The sequence below is a fragment of the Actinoplanes sp. NPDC051411 genome (genome assembly GCF_040682075.1).
Classification (GTDB): domain Bacteria; phylum Actinomycetota; class Actinomycetes; order Mycobacteriales; family Micromonosporaceae; genus Actinoplanes.
On sequence record NZ_JBFBAD010000022.1, the window covers coordinates 1 to 22,849 of the forward strand.

A 22,849-nucleotide genomic window follows, 5' to 3' on the forward strand; every position below is an offset into this window, starting at 1 on the left:
ATGCTCGACGCACTCATCCAAGCCGCCACAGGAAACCCCTGGATCCCCACCACCAGCTGAAAAACACAGCGTATCCGGGCACCTATCCAGTCACGTTGACGCTAACTATGGCACCACTTCTTTCATCACCAGCACACTGGGAAACCCCGAACGTTTCAGGCTTATGGCGCAGCAAATTGTGGCCGATAGCCGCGCCGGCAAGCCAGTTCCGGCGCTTCCGGCTAACTACATACCCCGCACCCCACGGCAACGCACTCGGCGTCCCAATACTGTGTCAATCTTGGTGGATGCGGGGCGCATAAAGGAAGGAACCGCGCTGGAGTTCCGGGCGCTTGGCGGCCCGGAACGGCAGGCTATCCAGCCGTGGCTGGACGAAGATTCACGTCGAGCTCAGGCAACGTGGGTCAATCACCGCACGAAACCGCTCCTTTGGACAGTGGACGGGCAGCGCTACTCACCGACTGGCTTGGTACAGCGAATCTGGGCAACAGCCGGGTGGGAGACTGCACCGGTCGCCGTCCAGGGCACCGCGCAGTGGTTTATTCACAGCGAGGGCTCTCTAGTTGAGTTGGCGGAGACTCTATTACGAATAGAGGAGCAACATCCCGAAGAGTAAATAAGTAAATGTGCATATTTTTCCAGTATACACCATAGACACTTGCGCGAACTCTTCGAAGTCTCGAACTCCGGCGAATTCGAGTCGGGCTTCGCTTCGCGTACCAAGAGTATGCCGCGCAGGAGTTCGACTACCTCATGCGCCTTTCCCGCGGCACCGTGATGATGACGATTTGGTTCCGCGTCGATGACGTTCGGGCCCTACTGCACCTACCGATCCTTAGGGCTTCCAGGATTCGGTCCAGTCCAGTTGGGGCGCCCTAGCGATAATTAACCCGACGTAGCTACGGTACAGCTCGTCGCCGGACTGCGCGTCACGCAGTCGGGTTTCCTTGATTTCTGCCACTACTCCGTGATACCAAAGAACGTTTGGCGACTTGCTTTCCATAAGACATTCAGCCGTCAGACCGTTGCTATAGTCCAATCGCAGTCCGCGGTGATCTGTGCGGGTGCCAAGCATCTCGACCGCGGAGCAACACGGACACGGCGAAGTCTTCCGGCAGCTCGACCAGTTGAACGACACCATGCGACAGGCCGCCGCCCTCGGCGCCGACATGATGCGGCTGACTGCGGACGGCCTGGCCTCCGGCAAGCTGTACCCCACCGAGAAGAAGACCGAGGAAGGACCCCGGTGAGCACAGATCACCAGAAACTGGCGAACTTCATCTGGTCGGTCGCCGACCTGCTCCGCGGCGACTACAAGCAATCCGAGTACGGCCGGGTCATCCTGCCGCTGACCGTGCTGCGCCGCCTCGACTGGGTCCTCGAGCCGACCAAAGAAGCCGTGCTCACCCGATACGAGCAGCTCAAGACCGCCGGCGTACAGAACGTGGACCCGGTGCTGCGGAAGACTGCCGGCCTGAGCTTCTACAACATCAGCAAGCTCAACTTCCCCGCGCTGACGGGCGACCCGGACAACCTTGCCACCAACCTGCGCTCCTACATCGGTGGATTTTCACCCGGCGCGGTCGACGTCCTCGAAAAATACGGCTTCGATGCCCAGATCACGCGGCTGGCTGACGCTGGTCTGCTCTATCAGGTGGTCAGCAAGTTCGTCGACATCGACCTGCGGCCCTCGGCGGTCTCCAACCATCAGATGGGCTACCTGTTCGAGGAACTCGTCCGCAAGTTCTCTGAAATCAGCAACGAGACCGCCGGTGAACACTTCACCCCGCGCGAGGTCATCAAGCTGATGGTCAACCTGTTGCTCGCGCCTGATGAGGACGACCTCGTCACCCCCGGCATCGTCCGGAAGATCTACGACCCGGCGTGCGGCACCGGCGGCATGCTCAGTGAGGCCCAGGACCACATCCAGGCTCACAATCCGCACGCCACCGTCGAGGTCTACGGCCAGGAACTCAACGGCGAAACGTACGCAATCTGCCGCTCCGACATGATGATGAAGGGCGGCAACCCTAACAACATCGCCTTCGGGAACTCCTTCAGCCAGGACGGCCACGAAGGTGAACACTTCGACTACATGCTCGCCAACCCGCCGTTCGGCGTGGAGTGGAAGAAGGTCGAGAAGTTCATCAAGGACGAGGCGGCGCGCGGCCACGCGGGACGCTTCGGCGCCGGCCTGCCCCGCATCAACGACGGCTCGCTGCTCTTCCTCCAGCACATGATCTCCAAGATGAAACGCCCCGAGGACGGCGGCAGCCGCCTGGCGATCGTCTTCAACGGCTCGCCCCTATTCACCGGCGCGGCCGGTTCCGGCGAATCGGAGATCCGGCGCTGGATCTTGGAGAACGACCTGCTCGAAGGCATCGTCGCCCTGCCCGACCAGCTCTTCTACAACACCGGCATCTCGACGTACTTCTGGATCCTCACCAACCGGAAGTCCCCGTCTCGCCGCAAGAAGGTCGTCCTGCTCGACGGCCGCGGCTACTGGGTCAAAATGCGCAAGAGCCTCGGCGACAAGCGCAAAATCCTCAACGAGGACCATATCGCTGCGCTCACTCGCGCGTACATGGAAACGCTCACCATCGCCGACGACCCGTCTCACGAACAGCACAGCAAGGTGAAGGTCTTCCAAACCACAGACTTCGGCTATCAACGCGTCACGATTGAGCGGCCGCTGCACTTGCGCTTCGAGATCACCGAAGAGACGTTCGCCCTGCTTGCGGACGCCAAGGCCGTCATCAAGTACGCCGGGGGCCAGGCGCTTCTGACCGCAGCGAAGTCGATGATTGGTACGGCAGCGGGCAGCCGCTCCGAGTTCGCGATGAAACTGGCTAAGCTGGGCAAGCTTCCGGCGACCGTGGAGAAGGCGGTGTGGGAGGCGTTCTCGGTCAGCGACCCACAGGGTGAGGTGCAGACCGACCGCAAGGGCACCGCGCTGCCTGATGCCGACCTGCGCGACAACGAGAACGTGCCGCTCAATGAGGACATCTACGAGTACCTGAGGCGCGAAGTCCAACCGTACGTCCCCGACGCCTGGATCGACGAGTCCAAGACGAAGATCGGCTACGAAATCCCCTTCACCCGCCACTTCTACGTCTACCAACCACCCCGTCCGTTGGCGGAGATCGACTCCGAGATCAAAGCTTTGGAGGCGCAGATCCAGGAGCTGCTCGGGGAGGTGACCGATGAGGCTTAAGGACATCGTTTACATGAATCGCCGCACGCTGCAGGAGACCACTTCGCCTGATTACGATTTCCACTACGTCGACATTTCATCGGTCGACGGATTAGGGAACGTCTCCGTTCCGGGGACGAGCACAATGTTCGGTGCCGCCCCGTCGCGGGCTCGCCGGTTGGCGCCGACGGGCGCAACCATCATTTCCACTGTCCGAACCTATCTGCGGGCCATAGGACGCGTTCCACCATCGCAGCGCCCTCTGGTGTTTTCCACTGGCTTCGCAGTGCTCGAGGCGAGGCCGGAGGCGGCGGACTCTAAATATCTCTACTACCTTTGCCGCTCGGAGCCCTTCGTGCAGCACCTCGTCGCCAGATCGGTGGGGGTCAGCTATCCGGCGGTTAACCCTGGTGACATCGGCGATTTTGCGATAGACCTTCCGGCAATCGAGGAGCAGCGGCGCATCGCCAACTTCCTCGACGGCGAAGTCGGACGCATTGATCGGCTCCTTACCCTGAGGAGACAACAGTTCGCAACTGCAGTTGAACGGCTTGCGGCTCGCGCGGCGCTAAGCACCGGCAGGATGGCAGCGCCCAGTCGGACCGAGACCAACTGCCAGTGGCGCCTGCCACTCCGGCGAGCTATCCGCTTTATCCGAACTGGCAGAACACCAGCCACGCTAGAGGAGCGAAGCGCAACCACCTCGGAAAGATCCATCCCGTGGTACACGCCTGCCGCGATAGACGGGATGCTCCACGTGGGCGCCGCAGAGAAGGTAGTTGCACTTCCCGCAAATGAGGATGTGCCTCTTTTCCCGGCGGGAAGCATTATCGTTACAGGTATCGGAGAATCCCTGGGTAAAGTAGGCTTCCTGGAACACAATGCAACAGGAAACCAGCAGCTAACTGCCCTCAAGGCAAATCAGCGAGCAGACGACCGGTTTTTGGCCTGGCAGCTCTGGGCAGCCCAGGATGAGATTCGCAACTGGGCGCAATACTCGCGAATCAGGATCATCAACAATGATGCTCTTAGAGCGTTTCCTGTTCACCTTCCCCTGCTACATGTGCAGATTGCCGCGAGAAGAGCGCTCGACTCCGAACTCACAGCACTGAATCAGTTGAAGACTGCCGTTGAGCAATTTACGCACCGCGCACTGGAGAGGCGGCAGGCATTGATTACGGCGGCGGTTACTGGACAGATCGACGCGACTACGACGCGAGGAGTGGATTGATGTGAAGGTGCACGGGGAGGGCGCTTTCGAGGCGGCGATTGAGCAGTCGCTGCTGGACGCCGGCTGGCGGCGCGGGATACCGGGCAACTACGACCGGCAGATCGGGCTAGACACATCTGAGCTGTTCGCGTACGTCGGAGCCACCCAAAATGACCAGTGGCTCAAGCTCGTCGCCTACCACGGCAACGACGTCAACGAGACGCAGCGGCACTTCAAGGAATACCTAGCCAAGCAGATCGACGAGCGCGGCCCGCTCGATGTGCTGCGCCGCGGGGTCAAGGACAAGGGCATCCAGTTCCGGCTGGCGTATTTCAAGCCGGCGCACTCGATCACCGACGACGCGTTGAAGCTATACCAGGCCAACCGGCTCAGCGTGACCCGACAGCTGCATTACTCGGCCCAGGACCAGAAGAAGAGCCTCGATCTCGCCCTCTTCGTGAACGGCATCCCACTGGCCACGGCGGAACTCAAGAACCCGCTAACCAACCAGACCGTCGAGGACGCCAAGGAGCAGTACCGCAAAGACCGGGACCCGAAAGAGTTGCTGTTCTCCCGGCGTACCCTCGTGCATTTTGCGGTTGATCCTGATCTGGTCTTTGTGACCACCAAGCTGGCGGGCGACGACACCCGGTTTCTGCCGTTCAACACCGGGTCCGACGGGCCCGGCGTGTCGGGCGGCGCGGGGAACCCGGCGGCCGAAGGGTATCGGACTACCTACCTGTGGGAGCAGATCTGGCATCCGGACACCTGGATGGATGTGGTCCGGCGGTTCATGCACACGGACAAGGAATCGCGGGCGCTGATCTTTCCGCGCTACCACCAATGGCACGCGGTCACCGCGCTCACCGATCACGCGGTGGCGCACGGGTCCGGAGACAACTACCTGGTCATGCACTCGGCCGGGTCGGGCAAGTCGAACACCATCGCCTGGCTGGCGCACCGGCTGTCCAGCCTGCACAGCGCCGCGAACGAGCCGGTCTTCGACAAGGTCGTCATCATCACCGACCGGGTGGTGCTGGACCGGCAGTTGCAGGACACGGTGTTCCAGTTCGAGCACGTGCCGGGTGTGGTGCAGCGCATCGACAAGGACTCCAACCAGCTCGCCGCCGCGCTGAGCGGGGAGACGGCCAAGGTCGTCATCAGCACGATGCAGAAGTTCGGCTTCATCCTGGAGAAGGTGGACGGGCTGCGAGGCAAGCGGTTCGCGGTGATTGTGGACGAGGCGCACTCGTCGCAGTCCGGAGACAACGCGACCGCGTTGAAGAAGGTGTTGCTGCGTAAGGGCAGCGACGACATCGACGATGACGGTGACGTGCTCACCGCGTCGGCGTTGGCGCGGGGCCGGCACGAGACCCTGTCGTACTTCGCGTTCACTGCGACGCCGAAGCCGAAGACCCTCGAACTGTTCGGGACGTTGGGCGCGGACGGCAACATGCGTCCGTTCCACACGTACTCAATGCGGCAGGCGATCGAGGAGGGCTTCATCCTCGACGTGCTCAAGCAGTACGTGACGTACCAGTCGTACTGGAAGCTGGCCAACCAGAACCCGGACGACCCGGAAGTGGACCCGAAGAAGGCGGCGTCGCAGCTGGCCCGGTTCGCGGTGCTGCATCCGACGATGATGGCGCAGAAGGCGGAGATCATCGTCGAGCACTTCCGCAAGCACACCGCTTCCCGGCTCGGCGGGCGGGCCAAGGCGATGGTGGTGACCGGCTCGCGGGAGGCGGCGGCCAAGCTGTACACCGCGATCAAGAAGTACCTCGAGACCAACGACTACACCGGTTGTGCGCCGCTGGTCGCGTTCTCCGCTGACCTGAGCCTCGACGGGATCGAGGTGACCGAGGCGCGGATGAACGGCTTCGGCGAGAGCGAGCTGCCGGAGCGGTTCGGCTACACGGCGGTCGACGACAAACACGCCGGCACGCCGAAGGCCAAGCAGCCGGTCGAGTACAAGATTCTAGTGGTGGCGGAGAAGTACCAGACCGGCTTCGACCAGCCGCTGCTGACCACGATGTACGTGGACAAGCCGCTCAAGGGCGTGGCCGCGGTGCAGACTCTGTCCCGGCTGAACCGCACGCATCCGCTCAAGGAGCAGGAAGACGTGTTCGTGCTGGACTTCGTCAACGAGGCCGCCGACATCACCGACCAGTTCCGGCCGTACTTCGAGACCGCCGCCACCACCCCGACCGACCCGAATCTGCTGTACACGGCCGAAAACGCGGTCACGTCGTACGCCCTGCTGGTGCCGTCGGAGATGCAGGCGTACGTCGAAGCTCTGCTCGCCGCCGAAGGCAAAGCGAAGACCGACGCCGCGCTGCAGAAAGCGCACGCCGCGCTCTACCGCTTCACCGACCCGGCGCGCGACCGCTACGTCGCGCTCGCCGCCGACGACCCGGAGGCCGCCGACGGCTTCCGCGCCGCGCTGCGGGACTACACCCGGATGTACGCGTTCCTCGCCCAGATCGTGCCCTACCAGGACGCCGACCTCGAACGGCTCTACCTGTACGGACGGGCGCTGCTCAACCGGCTGCCCCGGCGCCAGGACCCGTCGGTCGACATCGGTGAGGTGCAGCTCACCCATCTGCGGGTCAGCAAGACCGGTACGCACGACGCGTCCCTGGAAGCGGAAGGCGAGCAGATGCTGCCCGGCTTCCTCGGTGGCGGCGCCGGACCGCAGAACGACCTGGACAAGGTGGCGCTGTCCGAACTGATCGACGAGCTCAACGACCGGTTCGGGATGGGCCTCGGCGAGGGCGACAAGGTGTGGTTCGAGCAGCAGGTCGTCGCGCTCGCCGAAGACGGCGCGGTGGAGGCCGCTGCGCTCGTCAACGACGAAAGCAACTTCGGTGTGGTGTGTGAAAAACGCATCGAAGATGTGATCCTGTCTCGGCACGACGACAACGGGAAGCTGATGCAGCGGTATTTGGACGACGACACACTGCGCAGCCACATGAACCAGTTCGCGCGTAGCCAGGCCTACCGGCTGATCCGCCGCAAGCACGGCCTCACGTGAGCCCTCACCGCAGGAGTGATCAGTGCAGCCGGGAATGCGGATCGCCGACCGGTACGAGCTGACCGAGCCGGTCGGCAGCGGCGGGATGGGCCAGGTGTGGGCCGGCTACGACGAGCGGCTCGACCGGCCCGTCGCCGTCAAGTTCCTCAAGCCCGGGCTCGCCGTCGAAGCCGATCGGCAAGATGTCGTCGAACGGTTCCGGCGGGAAGCCCGCATCACCGCCCGGCTCGACCATCCCGGCGTGCCCACTGTGCACGACGCCGGAGTGGTCGGCAACGACCTGTACATCGTCATGCAGCTCGTGCCCGGCACGCTGTTCGCCGACCTGATCGCCGAGAACGGGCCACTGCCCGTACCGTGGGTGGCCGCGATCGGCGCGCAGATCTGCTCGGTCCTCGCCGCCGCGCACGCCGCGTCGCTGGTGCACCGCGACCTCAAACCCACCAACCTGATTCTCGGCCCGACCGGTTTGGTGAAGGTCCTCGACTTCGGGGTCGCGGCGGTGCTCGACAGCGACCTGCCCAAGCTCACCGGCACCACGGACACCATCGGCACCCCCACATACATGGCCCCCGAGCAGGCACTAGGCAGCTCGTCGGTCGGCCCTCGCGCCGACCTTTATGCGCTCGGGTGTGTCCTGTACGAGCTGCTCGTCGGGGAACCGCCGTATCTGGCGGACAACGCGCTCGGCATGCTGCATCAACATTTAGAGGCGCCTGTCCCCCACGTTGCCGACTCCCGCGATGGCGTGCCCTCTGAGCTCGACAAGCTGATCTTCGCGCTGCTCGCCAAGGACCCGCAGAACCGGCCCGAGTCCGCCGCGATCGTCTACCGGCACCTGCTGCAGTGGGCCACCGTCGACCTGCCCGAACTGGGCAAGACGCCGCCCGAGCACAGCGCCGCCGACCCAACCTCCCCCCATCGATTCCCCTTCGGGCCGCTTCCGCGCGACACGGTCGCTCGCGCCCGCCCGGCAGCAGCGTCCACAGCGCCGATGAGCATTCCTAGCCTCGAGGACGTACACGGTGTTCGCGACCAGGCACTTGCCCTGGCCGACGAGGAACGGTTCGGCCAGGCCGCGGATGCCTTGCAAACGGTGCTGCGCCTGGCCGCCCCGTTCTACGGGCCGGGCTCGCCGGAGATTCTTGAGGCTCGGCTGGACTATGCCGGAATGCTCATGCTCGCCGGTGACTTCCGTACGGCGCTGCTCACGTTCGAGCAACTCGTCGCCGACCTGACGGTCCGGTACGGCCCTAAGCACGAAGCAGTCCGGGAATGCCGGCTGCAGGTGGCAACATGCCAGGCCGAACTCGGCGATGCCACCGAGGCCCTGCGGACGCTACGGGACCTGCTACGCGACTCACCCGACGCAGCGGGATTTCCGCTGCGCACTCAAATAGCAGTGATCACTGCCGGTGTGGGCCAGATTGACGAGGCGTTGCGGCAGCTCGACGCGCTGCTGGACGACATGCGGTCGATGTTCGGCCTTGATCCGGCAGACATCGTCGAGGTAGAGAACCTGCAAGAACACCTTCGCCACCTTGCCGACGAAAACTGAAATCAAGCATTTCCTGCTGTGACTCCTGAACGCCGGCTGCCGTTTCTGTCGGAGGGCTCCGCTACGGTGCCGGCATGTCGGCGTTGACGTACGAAGTGAAGGACCGGCAGAGTCCGGTCGCCACGTGGCTGAGCACCACATTCCCGGACTGCAAAGAGATCCAGAAGGAGTTTCGGGTCGAAGCCGGCCCGCAGCGGGTGCTGATGCGCGTTGGGTTGCGCCCGGCACCCAGGGGGCTGCGATCGACTTCTGGTTGCGGATGCTGGCGGATCCGAAGCCTTCGCTCGTACTGCCGCTGATCGGCCTGCTTTCCGGCCGAGCACCCTGTATGTCGGCGGGAAAGGAATTGCTCGCCGAACTCGCCGGCGGCACTCGGCCCCGCCAGCTTCCCGGCGGCGGAGTCGAGCTGTGGATGCAGCCGGCCGACTATACGGATCGCGGCGACGAGTGGTGGCCCAGGGTCTGCTACGCCTTGGCCTTGATGGTCGAGCTACGCCGAACGCTGTCACTGGAAAACTCCCGGCTGATGGGCCTGGGGAACGTAGCCGTGCCGCAGATCTACTCGATCTGGCGAACGACGCCGAGGTGACCGATTTGATCGCGATGCGCGACCTCGCCCGCGAGAAGCTGCTGTCGGCGCTCCCGGCCGGGCCGGTTGTCACCGGGATGACGTTCGACGGCAGCGCCGACCTGCACGCCGACGGGGACCTCATCGTCGGCGGGATGCTCGTCGACTTCAAGGCCAACCAGGGCGGCAAGCCCCGTGCCGACGGCACTCGGGCGGCCTCGCTCGCGCGTACCGAAATCGATGAGCTGCTCGGCTATGCCTTGATGGACTACTCCAACGCCTACGGCCTCCACAGCGTCGCGATCTACGCGGTTCGGTTCGGCTACCTCGCCAGCTGGACCCTCGCCGAGCTGGGCTTCCGGATGAGCGGTAAACCAATCGGCCTCGCCGAGCTGCGCGTCCGGTTCGCCTGCGTCCTGCGTGACGAGCTTCCCGCCTACCAGGCACGACGCGGCTGGTAAACGCCTTCGGCCAGCTGCAGTCGCTCTTGCCGGAGATGCGCTCGATCTACGGCCCGGACTCCGTACAGGTCGCGGAGATCCAGGGGTCTGATCGGACATCTGCGTCGTACCACTCAGCCTGCCGGGTCGAAGAGGCTGGGCTGCGTTGCGACTGGTGCTGCCGACTTGTCGGTGGGGATGCCGGCAGCTTTGTGGAGGGTTTCGGGGTCTGGCTGCTCGCCGAGTAGCCGTGTGGCGAGCGACTTGAGGAGGAGGGCGGACCCAACGGTGTCCCAGAGGGCCCGGTGCGGGATGCCGCCTGGTGCGAGGCGGTGTACCTGGCTGGTGAGTTCGTACCGCCCGAGCAGGGCAGTGAGGGCGTGCTGGGCTTTCGGGTCAATCGTGCGAGCCAAACGGAGGGTGTCGATGAGGCCGGCTGGGGTGATGGTCGGGCAGCGGCGGTGCAGGAGGCGCCAGTCGACGCCTACGTTGTGGCCGACGAGATACTTCCCGTCGATCCGGTGGGCGAGTTCGGGTTCGACGGTCGCGATCGTGGGCGCTGTGCTGAGACTGTCGTTGGTGAGCCCCGGAGAGATCCACGATCTGCGTGGGACTGGCCGTTGCGGGTTGATCAGCGTGCAGTAGGCCCTGGTCATGTCGGGTTGCCAGTCGACGATGGGGACGAGGGCGATTTCGAGGATGGCTTCGTGGTCGCGGTCTTGGGCGCCGCTGCCTTCGAGGTCGATCGCGACGAGTTCCACCTATCTGCACCTCCGTGCCGAGTCTTCCACGACGGTCGTCGGCTGTGACGCGTCCGAGACCGTGTCGGTGGGTCAGTCGTCCTCGTAGCGGGTGGCGTTCTCGAAGTGTTCGCGGATTTCGGCGAGGGCGGCGACCTGGTCGGGGTCGGCGGTGTGCCCGTTGAGGGAGCGGCCGTGGGCGTGCAGGTAGTGGGGTTGGTCGAGTTCCCAGATTTGGTGGCGCAGGGTGTGTTGGATGGCGTATCGGCGTTGTTCGCCAAGGCCGTGGGTCCAGACGTGGCCGTCTTCGATGAGGTAGTCGGTGGTGTAGCCGAGGTGGGCGAGGACGGCGTCGAGGTCTGCAGGGGCGGGTTCTCGGAAGTCGTCGGCGCAGCGCTTCCTTTGGACGGCGGGGCAGATGTCGCAGAGTTCGCGGACGCCCCAGTGTCCGTTGTAGTCGGGGGCAGCGTGGGCGTAGGCGACTCCGCAGGAGGTTTTGCGGAACAGCGGGGTGCCGATACCGGAGGCGCGCCAGGCTGCGATGACGCGGGCGTCGAGATCGGCGGGCATGACTTTGCGGCGGGCGTAGTCGTCGGCGTAGGGCACGTCGACGCCGAGGTTGCGCAGGTGGTCGGCGTTTTCCGGCTTGTGGTAGTAGCCGGTGAACACGATGGCGTCGACGTCCCGGCCAGCGTCGAGGACGTGGGCCATGGTGTCGGGGGCGTCGTTCCAGCCGGCGACAATGGGTCGCCAATAGAGCACGACCCCGGTTCGCTGCTTGTGATCGGCGGCGGTGCGGATCGAGGTGAGGGTGGTGTTGCTCTTGGCGATCGGCTCGATGCGGGGGTCCCTGATGCCGGAGTAGGTGAACAACAGCGTGACTCGCAGGTGACGTAGCTGTTCGAGGGTGGCCATGTCGGCGGCGGTGACCTTGAAGCGGGTGATGACCAGGACGTGGTTGGTGAAGCCGCGCTCGTCGAGAGTCTGCAGGACTTGGAACAGGTGGGGTTTGACGCCGGGGAGGAACGGGTCGGTGGCCTTGTTGAACAGCTGGATCGGGGTCACGTGGGGTTGGAAGGCGTGGTGAGTGACGAGCTGCTCGATGGCCTGGTTGGTGGGGCAGAGTAGGTGGGGAATCTTGACGTCGTAGTTGCCCCAGAAGTGGCGTACGCAGTAGCCGCAGTCGAGGGGGCAGCCGATGATGTGGTTCAGGGACAGGCCGGATTTGCGGTAGCCGACGATCAGGGCCATGTACGGGTCGAGGTTGGCTTTGGCCTGGTCGGAGAGCATGGGCAGCAGGCGCGGGCCAGCGGCGATGGTCATGGTTGGCCTCCTTGGGTGGGCGCGTGCAGCAGATTCCGGTGTGCGGGGCCGTACCAGATGCCAAATTCGCGTTCGGCGCCGACGGGGTCGTCGGAGGAGTGGATGACGTTCGCGATGAGCCGCTGCTCGGCTTGGGCCTGGCGCAGCGAGTCCTGGCCGAAGCGGCCCCGGATGGTGAGCAGCCCGGCGTGGGTGGGGTCGTAGTGGCCGAGCAGATCGCGCAGGCGGGGTGCGGCGTTGGGGGCGTAGCCGAGGGCGATGCCGACGCGGCGGCCGACGTAGGTGCGGCGTAGGTCGGCGGGGACGTCGACCCAGGTGAAGTAGGCGCGGCGGGTCGTGAGCAGGTCGTCGTAGTGGGCGAAGATCTGTTGCTCGGTGGGGGTGACCAGGCGCTGGTCGACGAGGGTGACTTCGGTGCCGACCCAGGTGAGGACGGGTTCGGCGAGGCCGCGGGTAATGCAGTCGGGTTTGAGGAGTACGACGGTCCAGCGGGTCCAGTCGACGTCGATGGCGGTGGTCACGGTGTCACTCCGGCGGGCATCCGGCTGGGCCAGCGTTGTTCGACGAGCCAGCGGTGGCCGGGACGAAGCAGGGCCAGGGCTTCGGGGGTGACGGGCCGCTCGGGATGGTGGGTGAGTTGCCGGTGGACCTCGAACAGGGCGATCACCTGCGACCAGTAGGGGTCCAGGTCGACGGCATCGGCGGTGTAGGTGGTCTGGTTGCGCCGGAGCTTTTCTTCCCAGGCCAGGACGGTTTGCAGGTCGTCCCAGCCGGTGGTGGAGGGCATGGTCGCGTGGCCGAGGTCGGGGCGGGTCGGTTCGGCGAGGATGCGTTCGACCTTGGCGAGGTCGAGGGTGTTGATGTGCATGGAGCCGACGTGGTGGGTGTAGTTGCCGACCTCGACGCCGAGCAGGCGGCCGGCGAGTTCCTGGATGAGGGTGAAGGCGAAGGTGTCGCCGTACAGGCCGATCATGGCGTCGTTGCCGCGCATGTAGGCGATGGCGTGTAGCCGTCCGGCTCGGAGCATGAACTGAAGGCCGAGGGTGCAGGCGACGTCCGGGTTGGTGGGGTCGGCCAGTTCGTCCGGCCGCATGATGGGCATGGTGGCGCGTTTGGTGTCCGGCTCGTCGCGCAGCAGCGCCATGATCCGGTCGAACTGTGACCGGCCGTCGGGGCCTGTGGGGGCGAACAGGCGGGGACCGTACGCGGTGCCGGTCAACGTGGTGCCGTTCTCGGACAGGCCGCGCAGCCGAGGGGCGTAGTGGGCGATCATGTCGAGGTCGTCACGGCCGGACAGGTACCACAGCGCCTCGGCGTGGTTGAAGACGATGTTCGCCCGGCGGGCGGCCAGGTACGGGGTGCGGGCGATCGGATCTTCGATGGTGAAGCTGACGTTCGGGGTTTCGAGTGCGGTCTTCCCCCTGGTGACCGTGGAGTAGCGGGGTTGGTCGTGGATCTCGCGCAGCACGGCGAGGTACGCGTCGGTGAAGGTGCCGAAGACCGGGCCGGTGATCATGACAGTCCCTCCAGGACGGTGAGTGCGGCGGCGACCTGGGTAGAGCAGCGGAACGGCTCCAGCAGGGGCAGGCAGCCGGCGATCAGGTCGGCGTGCTCAACGCTGCCGGCGATCGACTGAATCCAGGTGAGCTTGTCGATCACGTCTTGGCCGGTGGTGACCCGCAGGTCGCGGGGTGCGTAGGCGTCGGCGAAGCGGATCTCGGCCGGGGTCAGAGGAAGGCAGCCGGCGAGGAGCGCTTCGAACCAGCGGGAGGTCATGTGCCCGGCGTGTGCGTACCGGTCGGGCAGCATCAACACGGTGGCCAAGGCGCGGCGATGCAGGGGCTCGACCTGCGTGAAACCGCACCGGCCGGTAAACCGCACGTGGGGCCACCGCTCGATTCGGGTCCATTTCCCGGCGACCTGATGCGGCACGCGGGCGGCGGCGGGGACGAAGTAGCGGTCGAATGCCTCGTCCCGGTCGTACTGGTTCCCGACGTAGACCAGCGGAAGCGGACGGGAGAGGCTGGCGAGCAGTTTAGGGTCGGCCGTGTCCAGCAACGCGTCGGGAACCGGGCAGGGCAGCGACACCGCGCCGGGCGTTGGCGTGAGGGCGAACTCGCCGACCATGACGTTGCTCAGCAGCCGCCGAGGGTCGTCACCGGGCAGTTGCCGGTCGAGGTCCCAGATCAGCGTCGGTGTGCCGGTTTTGGTGTAGTGGTCGAACAGGTCGGTCTGCCGGTGCAGGTCACAGGTGTGCCCGGCGGCGTCGCAGTCGGTGGTGTTGCGGCCGGGCAGCGGCCACCGCCACTCGTAGACGATCGCGTCGAGGTCGGGGAGGCCCGAATCCCACCGATAGCGTCCCCGCGGTGTCTGCCCGGCCTCGGTCAGGTCCCGGTCGGGTTGGAGAAACACGACCGCGTGACCGGCCGCGATGAGCCCGTCGATGAACGGCCGCCGATAGGCGCGGGAGCCGTCCGGGGTGTCCACGATGCCGTGACCGAGGAAGCCCCACATGCTGTAGCCGATACGCATGCATCGAGCAGACCCAACCGGCCCGGGTTTCGGGCAGGGGGTGGATGCGGACAACCGGCCTGTCCCCATCACTCGCGACGGCGTTGTCGCATGTCCGCGGTTTCATCGACAATAGACGTTCGCGTTCGATCCCGATGGTGGTGGCGATGGGCCAGACCCCCAAGCAGTTGCAGCCGGCCCGATCCGTGCTGCACTTCTTCGGGGCCGAGATCCGGCGTCTTCGCCACGATCGGGGCATGTCACAGGCTGATCTCGGCACCGCATTGTTCGTGCACAAGGACCTGGTCCGCAAGATCGAGTCGGCGGAGCGGATGCCCACCGACGACCTGGTCGACGCCTGCGACCGAGTCCTGGGCGCCGATGGCGGGCTGTGCCGGCTCCTGCCGATCCTGCGCCGGGAGCGAGCGCTCCGGCTGACCCGCGATACGGTCGGCGCGACGGCCGGGTTCCGGTCCGAGGCGACGGACCGGCCCGTACTGGACTGGCTGCTGTCAACCACTCGCGATGCCCGGCGTGCCCGGGACAGCGACGACCGGTCCACCGCGGACCGTCTCCGGGATCTTCGCGGCGCCGACCACCAGCACGGCGCCGGATCCACCTATCCCGACCTCGTCGGCGTGCTCACTGATCTCGACGACCTGACCATCCGGGCGCCGCAGCTCGCGACCGGATGTCTCGAACTCGCCGGCTACGACGCGGTCGACCTCGGCAACGACGGACTCGCCCAACAGCACTACCTGCGAGCGCTGGAGATCGCGACGAGGTCCGCGGATCGTCTCTACGGCGGCTATCTGATCGCGGTCAGCCTCGCCCACCTCGCCCTTCACTGCGGCGACCCGGCCCAGGCCGCCCGGCTCGCCGCCGCCGCGCTACGCGGCACCGAACACACCAGCACCCCGGCGGTACGGGCCGCCTGCCGCACGGTGCTGGCCCGGGCCCACGCCCGGCGTGGCGACGAACCCGCTTGCGCCAGTGCCCTGTTGCAGGCCGAAGCCGACCTGGCCCGCAGCCGGCCAGGCGACGAGCCGGCCTGGATCGGCTACTTCGGGGAAGCGGACCTGGCCGACGAGAAAGCCCACTGCTTCTTCGACCTCGGACTGCACGAACTCGCCCAGCGCGAGGCCACCCGAGCGGTTGACCTGCTCGAACCCCACCGGGTCCGCAGGTTGGCCATCGACACCGCCCTGCACGCCACCTCCCTGGCCTGCAGTCGCCAGATCGAACACGCCTGCGCCATGGCCCGCCAGGCGATCGACCACGCCGCAACCGTCGAGTCGTTCCGCGTCGCCCACCGCATCGTGCTCATGCTGGCCCAACTCCAACCGGACCTAGACCAGCCCGAGGTACAAGCGGTCACCGAGTACGCGCGACTCCGGCTGCCGGTGCTGTTCAGCCCGGCACTGCCAGGCCGGCGTCCTTAAGCACGCACCGGTAGGCGTCAAGCTCCGCTTCCAGCGCCGCCACCAGCCCGGTCCCGGACACGTAGTGCCCGACGTTCTCCAGCGTCAGCATGCCGACTAACAGGCCGCGCCCGCGCAGCCCGTTCGCCAAGGCCGCCGTGTCGCCGATGGGGACGATCTCATCCCGTACGCCGTGGACCAGCAGCACCGGCCGGCGAATCTGGTCTGCTCGGACCGCCGAGTCGGGCGACGCCAGGATCGCGGCGTGCGGGCGCTGGAACCTGGGTGCGGTCGTCGTCCACCGCTGCGGGTCGACGATCGCTGACCGGGCAACCGCCATCGCGAAAGGTCCCTCCTCGCTGACGGCTCGCAACGCCGTGTAGCCGCCCGCGCTGGCCCCGGAGATGAACACCGCACCCGGTATCGCCCGGCCGGTGTCGATCAGAACCTCGGCGACGGCACGACAATCCGCGACGTCGACTCGGCCCCACTGCCCGTCGAGAGCCTTCCGGAACGCACGCCCGTAGCCGGTGCTGCCCCGATAGTCGACATCGGCCACCGCGAACCCCCGGCTGGTGAAGAACTGCACCTCACCATCCAGCCGAAGATCGCTGTGGTAGGTCGGCCCGGCGTGGGGGCGCACGATCACCGGCGCGGGACCGCCATCACCGGACGGCGGGTAGAGGACCGCCGTCACCTGGGCACCGCCGGACTCGACCTGAATCAGCTGCGGCACCGACACATCAGCGAACCGATGATCCGCGTCGGGACGGACCACCTCGACCCCGCCGGAGCCATCCGTGCTGACCAGCGCGATCTCCTGCATCCGGGTTGCCGAGGAGCCGATCACCGCGACCCGGTCACCCACCACCGCCAGGAACGGCTTGATCGACGTGTACGGCACTGGTAGTCGCGCCACCGCGCCGGACGACACCACCGCCAGCTCATGCACCGGGCCTCGCTGGACGGTCATCACGATCCGCCCGTCCGGCAGCATCGCATAGTTGGCGTAGCCCGACTCCCACGGCGCGGTCGCGCACTCAGCCTCAACCGGGGCGACCGGCTCCGTCCGGCCGTCACGCCACCGGTAAGGATTCCACCATCCGGTCCGGTCCGACATGAAATACAGCCACCCATCGACGCCCCACTGCGGCTGGAACGCCGACTCGTCTGGCCCGCCGGCTACGCGTACGGGGTCCACTGGCTGCTCATCCAGCATGTAGCTCGCCGTCCACACCTCGCTGGAATCCCACGGCATCACACCCCGGTCCCAGCGCACCCAGGCCAGCCGATCCCTGGACACCCGTGGTGAAGCGAGAAACCCGTCCGTCGCCTCCAGAACTCGCAGCCGTCCGGACGACATCTCGACCCCAACCAGGTCATCCCCACCGGCGTCTTCCCGGACGCCCAGCAGTTCGACGCCCGACCAGGTCAGATCCCCATAGGCGTGCGCGGTGGCAGACATCGTGACCACGCCGGTGAGCTGCCCCGACTCACCGTTCACCCGCACGACCTCACCCGACGGCAAGACCGCGTACGGCATCCCCCCGTAGGCGTGTAAGCCGCTGCCCACCCCGTCACCGGGCAGAACGGCAACCGACCCGGCTGACCAGGTCACCACCGCATCACTGCCGGCGGCCGGAGACGACTCCACCCAGAACAGCCGGTCATCGACGCTGGTCAGCCAGTCGTACGAGACGCCCGCGCGGGCCACATCGACTGCCGTCGGCGCTGATTCCCACCCGTCGTCGATCACCAAAGCCTCCACTCCGCCCCGCATGTCGGCGACCGATGCGTACACCGCCAGTGTCCGCGTCCCGCCGCTGGCGGCAACCTTCGACCCACCGGATGAATGGAACCCATCACCTCACCGCTGTACCCGCCGCCAAGGCTGCGGCGGTGGGCGAAACCGGCGGGCTCGCCAGAACCAGCCCTTAGCACACAACCTGGCGAGCCCGCCCCTCCAACACCATCGCCCACAACGACGCGACGGTGACCTCAAGCCCGAGGGAGTGGTGTGGAACCGCCGTAAACGCCCCCGGCCGGAACGCGGCATCCGCGGCAAGGTCAACCCGCCCTCCGCGTGGGGCGATTCCGGATGATCCTTGGCCGACCTGTGCAAAAAGACGGACCTGCTCGCAGAACTCACCGAGCAAGGCAAGCTCCAGCCGGAGACCGCCCCGGCGCTGCTGGAGGCGCTACCTACGACAAGGCTCGACGTCAGCCGGCTACCGGAAGCGCAACGGCGACGTCCTTTTGATGCCTTCCACCTTGAGGTGCGCTACGACGACCGCACCAGCGAACTGGACCTGCGGGTCACTATCACCGGAGACACCGCGACCATGCTCCGCGCCACCGTGCAAGAGGTCCTCGACTCGGCGGGCGGCACGCCCGAACCCGTTGCGGATCAGTTGCGCGCCCCAGCGGGTCACACAAACGCTGCGGATCTTCAGGGTGCCCGGGGCGGGTCTCGAACCCGCACGCCTTTGTGAGGCAGCCGCTTTTAAGGCGGCCGTGTCTGCCGTTCCACCACCCGGGCCTTGCTGGTCACACCGTATCGGTTGCGGCCGGGGCGGCGGAATCGGACAACGGACCGATGGTCCGACCGGACTAAAGGCCCGGACGAACGGCTCAGGCTCGGCGGAGGAGCCGGGCGATGAGCATCGTGGCGCCGACCGCGCCGGCCAGGCCGACCAGGGTGGCGATCAGGAAGGCGCCGCCGGCCAGGTCGGCGGTCAGGCCGAGGGCGGCCACGGTGAGCACGGCCGAGACGAGTACGACCGCGAACGCGCGGGCCAGCCAGTTGGCGACCACGTCGACGTTGACGACCGCGTCGTACGGCAGTACCGCGGCCAGGGCGGTCAGTGAATGTCCGAGGTAGAGCAGGGTCGCGATCGCGAGCACCCGCCAGAGCGCGACCCGGGCGTCGTAGCCGGCCGTGTCGACCAGCCAGCCGGCCACCGCGACGAGGGCCGCCACGGTCGCGCCGCGGCCGCGGGGCGCGAAGGCCGGGTAGACCGCTACGAGCGCGATCGGCAGGAAGAACTGGCTGGCCAGCAGCGACGGCGGCCACGCGACCGACATCGCGAGCAGGCCGGCCAGGGCGATGCCGAGCCGGATCAGGAACGGGATCATGGTGAAGCGGCCGAGCGCCCGGCGGGCGCGCTCGAGGCGTACGAGGATGGTGTTCATCAGCGCCCCCGGGGTGCCGAGGCCATGCGGGCGACGTCGCGCAGCACCAGGTCGAGGCTGCCCGCCCCGGCCCAGGCCACGACCGGTACGCCGTGTTCCCGCAGCCGCCCGAGCACGTTTTCGCGCTCGATGCGCCACAGGCGGGTGGCCATCGGCGTCCACTGGTTGCGCAGTTCGGGCCGGGCCGACTCGGGCAGCGTGTCGACCGCCAGGACGAAGCGGCCGGACTGGGTGAGCTGGGCCAGCATGTCGGCCGATCGCGGGTCGACCAGCGGGGTCAGCACCATGACCAGCGCGTCCGACGACACGTGGTGGGGGGCGAACACGTTCTGGTATTCGTCGCCATCGATCGGGTCGGGCCGCACGTCGAGCAGCCATTCGAGGACGGTCAGGTATTGCCGGCGGCCGGTGGCCGGGCGCAGCCGTCGCGCGGCCGCGCCGTATTCGAGCAGCGACACCCGGTCGCCCCGCTGCAGGTAGTGCTCGGCGATCGCGGCCGCCGCCCGGACCGTGGTGTCGAGCACCGACGCGCTGCCGGCGACCCCGCCGGACAGGCCGACCTCGCCGAGCACGTCGAGCAGCAGCAGCACCTCGGCGTCCCGGTCGGACAGGGTGGACGCCACGTGCAGGTCGCGGGTGCGCAGCGAGACACGCCAGTCGATGCGCCGCAGCCGGTCGCCGGGCGCGAACGGGCGTACACCGGCCAGCTCGCCGCCTTCTCCCATGCGTCTCGACCGATGGTTTCCGACCAGGCCGGCGGCGGCCGGCATGGCTTCGGTGGCGTTGAACGGATCGGTGACCGGATAGACCCGCACGCCGGCGGCCGGGGTGACCACCGGGCGGCAGGCGAGCAGGCCTCCGCACGCGGCGACCCGGGCGGCCGCCGGGCCGACGTCTTGCCGGCCCCAGCGCAGGGCGTCGCCCGGCAGTTCGACCGCCGCCCAGGCGTCGGAGCCGACCCGGATCGCGAACGGCCGGTCGGAGTGTTCGAGCTTCAGCCAGGGCGACGTGCGGGTACGCAGAACCACCAGGTCGTACGAGATGACGTCAGGGTTGGATACCGTCACCCCGGCCTCGACGTGGCCGCCCTCGACCAGGTAGTCGGCGCCCGCCTCGATCGTCAGGTCGGGTGCCGAGCGCGGCATGCGGCGCAGCCCGACCGCCGCGCCGATCGCGAACGGGGCCGCCAGCAGCACCAGATCGACCCGGCCGAGCGCCACCCCGAGCACCAGCAGGAGGCCGATGAGCAGGACGGTGCGCCCCAGCGCGCGGGTCGGCACCCAGGCCGGACCCGACCACGAATCCCCCGCCGGCTCGGCAGCCGCCAGGGGAAAGGCTCGGCGCAGCGGGGGGCCCAGGCTCACTGCGGTTGATATCCGGTGGCGTAGGTGGGCAGCGCGCCGCTGGCCGGGGCCGGCGTGGCCGCCAGCACCTCGTCGACCACGAACGCCGGGTCGACCCGGCGCAGCCACATCTCGGGCCGCAGCGTGATGCGGTGGGCGAGGGCCTGGATGGCCACGTCCTTCACGTCCTCGGGGATCACGAAGTCGCGGCCGGCCATCGCGGCCCGCGCCCGGGCCAGCAGCAGCAGCGCGAGCGAGCCACGGGGCGACGAGCCGACCAGCACCGAGGCGTGCTCGCGGGTGGCCGCGGCGAGCGACACGCAGTAACGGCCGATCGAGTCCTCTACGGTGATCATCTCGAGCGCGGCCTGCATCGCCTGGAGGGTTCGCGAGTCGACCACCGGCTGCAGGAACGCCTCTTCCTGGCGGCGGGCCATGCGGCGCTGCAGGACCTCCCACTCCTCCTCGGCGGTCGGATAGCCGAAGGAGACCCGCAGCAGGAACCGGTCGAGCTGGGCCTCGGGGAGCGGGTAGGTGCCCTCGTATTCGATCGGGTTGGCGGTGGCCAGCACGTGGAACGGCGGGTCGAGACGGTAGGTCACGCCCTCGACCGACACCTGCTTCTCCTGCATCGCCTCGAGCAGGGCGGCCTGGGTCTTGGGCGGCGTCCGGTTGATCTCGTCGGCGAGCAGCATGTTGGTGAAGACCGGGCCGGCCCGGAACGCGAAGTCACCCTTGCGCTGGTCGTAGAGGAACGAGCCGGTCACGTCGGCCGGCAGCAGGTCGGGGGTGAACTGCAGCCGCCGGAAGTCGAGGCCCAGCGCCTGGGCGAACGACCGCGCGGTCAGCGTCTTGCCGAGACCGGGAAGGTCTTCCAGCAGCACGTGCCCACCGGCCAGGATGCCGGCCAGCACCAGTTCGAGCGCCGACCGCTTGCCGACCAGCACGCTGCCGACCGAATCGAGGACCGCGCCCGCCAGCCGCCCCACCTCGTACGGGGGGAGGGCCTGACCGCCTGTCTCTGCCACCGGCGCAACCTTTCTCACAGTCGTTCCAACGCGTCAACCAGGGACTCGAGCTCACGGGTCTTGCCGGCCCGCCGGCCCGGGTCGTGCAGGGCCGCCCACGTCGGGTCGCCGAGCAGTTCACGAGCCCGGCGGGGGTCGGAGGCGCGGGTGATGCCGTGGCGCAGCCGCAGCCGCTCATCGGCCAGCTCGGCCAGCACCGGCAGAACGTTACGCGAATACAGATCCGGGTCGGCGTTCGCCCGGTCGAGGGTGCGTTCCCACCGGCGTACGGCCGCGCGGAGCGCATCGCTCGCGGGACCGGACGACGCACCGGAACCACCGCCGGGCCGTTTGGGCAGCGGCGGAGGCGCGACCTCGGAGACCGCGAGCAGGATCAGCCGCAGGCCGATGAAGGCGGCGATGATCAGAATCAGCGGCGCGTGCAGCCCACCCGCCCGCAGCGCGGCGACCGTGACCGTGGTGGCGGCCGCGACCAGCAGCGCGTTGCGCAGCAGCCAGAGCGCCTTGCTTTTCTGCCGGACGACGGGTGCCTCAACCGGCTCCTCGACGACGGGCTCGTCGCGCGCGCTGAAAAGGTCGTCGAGGCTCACGCGGCCACCCCCGCCCCCAGGTCGGCCCGCAGCCGTTGCAGTGCGTCGACGGCCTGCCGGCGCATCTGGTCGTCGACCGTGTGCGTCGCGTAGCGGGCCTGCCGGTAGACCTCGAGCAGCGCGGCCAGCACCCGCGAGTCGACCTGCTGCTCGGCCAGCAGCCGCCCGACCAGGTCGGTCGGCGTGTCGCCCGGGTGCCGCGGGGTGCCGGCCGCCGCGGCCGCCTGCTCGAGGCGCACCCAGCAGGCGATCACCGCGCGGCGCGGGTCACGGTCGGCGTCGGACAGCTCCTCGAGACCGGCGTCGAGCGCGGCGACCAGCTCATCGGCCGTGCGCGGCTGCGCCTTTTTGCGGACCAGCTTGCCCTTCCGCTTGGCGCGGCGCTTGGCCTGCTCGCGCAGCAGCGCGAACACCACGATGGCGAGCACGATCAGCCCGACCACGCAGAGCAGGACCAACGCCACCGTGCCCACCCAGTCGGGCAGGCCCTCGGACGGCGTATCGGCCTGCGCACCGGCCGGCTGGGCACTCGGCACCGACGTCGGGAGCAGCGGCGGCGGGGTGGTCGCGGTCGCGTCGGGCTTGATCTGATCAAGCTGCGGCTGCGACCGGGTGGCGGCCAACGAGGTCACGAAGAGCAGCACGAGGACGGCGGCCAGCGGCCACCACCGGCGCAGGGCGGCGAGATCCATGTCGTG

The 22,849-nt window shown here is 67.5% G+C and carries 20 protein-coding genes and 1 tRNA gene; 9 read left to right on the plus strand and 12 right to left on the minus strand.

Annotation, left to right across the window (positions count from 1 at the left end; all coding sequences use genetic code 11):
- The first annotated feature begins 1,064 nt into the window (after positions 1-1,064).
- The 7 genes from AB0M88_RS14510 to AB0M88_RS14540 all read left to right on the plus strand — a co-directional run bounded on the left by AB0M88_RS14510 (position 1,065) and on the right by AB0M88_RS14540 (position 10,024).
- Entirely contained in the window at positions 1,065-1,250 is a 186-nt protein-coding gene (locus tag AB0M88_RS14510) for a hypothetical protein (RefSeq protein WP_364100833.1), read from the plus strand.
- Positions 1,247-3,214 (plus strand): class I SAM-dependent DNA methyltransferase, encoded by a 1,968-nt coding sequence (locus AB0M88_RS14515; RefSeq protein ID WP_364100835.1) that lies wholly within the window; start codon positions 1,247-1,249, stop codon positions 3,212-3,214. The genes AB0M88_RS14510 and AB0M88_RS14515 overlap by 4 nt, the downstream gene beginning before the upstream one ends.
- Positions 3,204-4,424 carry a restriction endonuclease subunit S gene (locus tag AB0M88_RS14520; RefSeq protein ID WP_364100838.1) on the plus strand — a complete coding sequence of 407 codons (1,221 nt, stop codon included), beginning with the start codon at positions 3,204-3,206 and terminating at the stop codon, positions 4,422-4,424. The genes AB0M88_RS14515 and AB0M88_RS14520 overlap by 11 nt, the downstream gene beginning before the upstream one ends.
- 1 nt (position 4,425) lies before the next feature.
- Positions 4,426-7,437, plus strand: a complete 3,012-nt coding sequence (locus AB0M88_RS14525; protein ID WP_364100841.1) for a type I restriction endonuclease — start codon at positions 4,426-4,428, stop codon at positions 7,435-7,437.
- 34 nt (positions 7,438-7,471) lie between these two features.
- Positions 7,472-8,995 (plus strand): protein kinase, encoded by a 1,524-nt coding sequence (locus AB0M88_RS14530; RefSeq protein WP_364100844.1) that lies wholly within the window; start codon positions 7,472-7,474, stop codon positions 8,993-8,995.
- A 124-nt stretch (positions 8,996-9,119) separates the two neighbouring features.
- Complete coding sequence (locus AB0M88_RS14535; RefSeq protein ID WP_364100847.1) at positions 9,120-9,584, plus strand: hypothetical protein; 465 nt, start codon at positions 9,120-9,122, stop codon at positions 9,582-9,584.
- Entirely contained in the window at positions 9,581-10,024 is a 444-nt protein-coding gene (locus AB0M88_RS14540; protein WP_364100849.1) for a hypothetical protein, read from the plus strand. Before AB0M88_RS14535 ends, AB0M88_RS14540 begins: the two co-directional genes overlap by 4 nt.
- A gap of 113 nt (positions 10,025-10,137) precedes the next feature.
- On the opposite strand, the gene AB0M88_RS14545 is transcribed toward AB0M88_RS14540, so the two are convergent.
- From AB0M88_RS14545 to AB0M88_RS14565, 5 genes are all read right to left on the minus strand, one after another.
- The gene (locus AB0M88_RS14545; RefSeq protein ID WP_364100851.1) at positions 10,138-10,764 is read right to left on the minus strand and encodes a 3'-5' exonuclease; all 627 of its coding nucleotides are present in this window, start codon (positions 10,762-10,764) and stop codon (positions 10,138-10,140) included.
- A 72-nt stretch (positions 10,765-10,836) separates the two neighbouring features.
- On the minus strand, positions 10,837-12,066 hold the full coding sequence (locus tag AB0M88_RS14550) for a hypothetical protein (protein ID WP_364100853.1): 1,230 nt from the start codon (positions 12,064-12,066) through the stop codon (positions 10,837-10,839).
- The gene (locus AB0M88_RS14555) at positions 12,063-12,587 is read right to left on the minus strand and encodes a nucleoside-diphosphate kinase (protein WP_364100855.1); all 525 of its coding nucleotides are present in this window, start codon (positions 12,585-12,587) and stop codon (positions 12,063-12,065) included. The genes AB0M88_RS14550 and AB0M88_RS14555 overlap by 4 nt, the downstream gene beginning before the upstream one ends.
- Positions 12,584-13,582, minus strand: a complete 999-nt coding sequence (locus tag AB0M88_RS14560) for a thymidylate synthase (RefSeq protein WP_364100858.1) — start codon at positions 13,580-13,582, stop codon at positions 12,584-12,586. The genes AB0M88_RS14555 and AB0M88_RS14560 overlap by 4 nt, the downstream gene beginning before the upstream one ends.
- Entirely contained in the window at positions 13,579-14,598 is a 1,020-nt protein-coding gene (locus tag AB0M88_RS14565) for a hypothetical protein (protein WP_364100861.1), read from the minus strand. The genes AB0M88_RS14560 and AB0M88_RS14565 overlap by 4 nt, the downstream gene beginning before the upstream one ends.
- Before the next feature lie 146 nt (positions 14,599-14,744).
- Here AB0M88_RS14565 and AB0M88_RS14570 point away from each other — a divergent pair, with 146 nt between their 5' ends.
- Entirely contained in the window at positions 14,745-16,019 is a 1,275-nt protein-coding gene (locus tag AB0M88_RS14570; RefSeq protein WP_364100864.1) for a helix-turn-helix transcriptional regulator, read from the plus strand.
- Here the strand turns inward: AB0M88_RS14570 and AB0M88_RS14575 are convergent.
- Entirely contained in the window at positions 15,988-17,754 is a 1,767-nt protein-coding gene (locus AB0M88_RS14575) for a prolyl oligopeptidase family serine peptidase (protein WP_364100867.1), read from the minus strand. The genes AB0M88_RS14570 and AB0M88_RS14575 overlap by 32 nt on opposite strands.
- Positions 17,755-18,103: 349 nt before the next feature.
- Here AB0M88_RS14575 and AB0M88_RS14580 point away from each other — a divergent pair, with 349 nt between their 5' ends.
- The gene (locus AB0M88_RS14580) at positions 18,104-18,490 is read left to right on the plus strand and encodes a hypothetical protein (protein WP_364100870.1); all 387 of its coding nucleotides are present in this window, start codon (positions 18,104-18,106) and stop codon (positions 18,488-18,490) included.
- Here the strand turns inward: AB0M88_RS14580 and AB0M88_RS14585 are convergent.
- From AB0M88_RS14585 to AB0M88_RS14610, 6 genes are all read right to left on the minus strand, one after another.
- Positions 18,454-18,537 (minus strand) — tRNA-Leu (locus AB0M88_RS14585). The two genes, AB0M88_RS14580 and AB0M88_RS14585, sit on opposite strands and share 37 nt — an antisense overlap.
- A gap of 92 nt (positions 18,538-18,629) precedes the next feature.
- The gene (locus AB0M88_RS14590; RefSeq protein WP_364100873.1) at positions 18,630-19,190 is read right to left on the minus strand and encodes a hypothetical protein; all 561 of its coding nucleotides are present in this window, start codon (positions 19,188-19,190) and stop codon (positions 18,630-18,632) included.
- Complete coding sequence (locus AB0M88_RS14595; RefSeq protein WP_364101091.1) at positions 19,190-20,518, minus strand: DUF58 domain-containing protein; 1,329 nt, start codon at positions 20,516-20,518, stop codon at positions 19,190-19,192. The genes AB0M88_RS14590 and AB0M88_RS14595 overlap by 1 nt, the downstream gene beginning before the upstream one ends.
- A gap of 32 nt (positions 20,519-20,550) precedes the next feature.
- Positions 20,551-21,561, minus strand: coding sequence for a MoxR family ATPase (locus AB0M88_RS14600; protein ID WP_364100875.1), 1,011 nt, complete (start codon positions 21,559-21,561; stop codon positions 20,551-20,553).
- A gap of 14 nt (positions 21,562-21,575) precedes the next feature.
- Positions 21,576-22,151, minus strand: coding sequence for a hypothetical protein (locus AB0M88_RS14605; RefSeq protein WP_364100878.1), 576 nt, complete (start codon positions 22,149-22,151; stop codon positions 21,576-21,578).
- Positions 22,148-22,843: a DUF4129 domain-containing protein gene (locus AB0M88_RS14610; RefSeq protein WP_364100881.1), complete on the minus strand. Its 696-nt coding sequence runs from the start codon at positions 22,841-22,843 to the stop codon at positions 22,148-22,150. The genes AB0M88_RS14605 and AB0M88_RS14610 overlap by 4 nt, the downstream gene beginning before the upstream one ends.
- Positions 22,844-22,849: the final 6 nt, after the last annotated feature.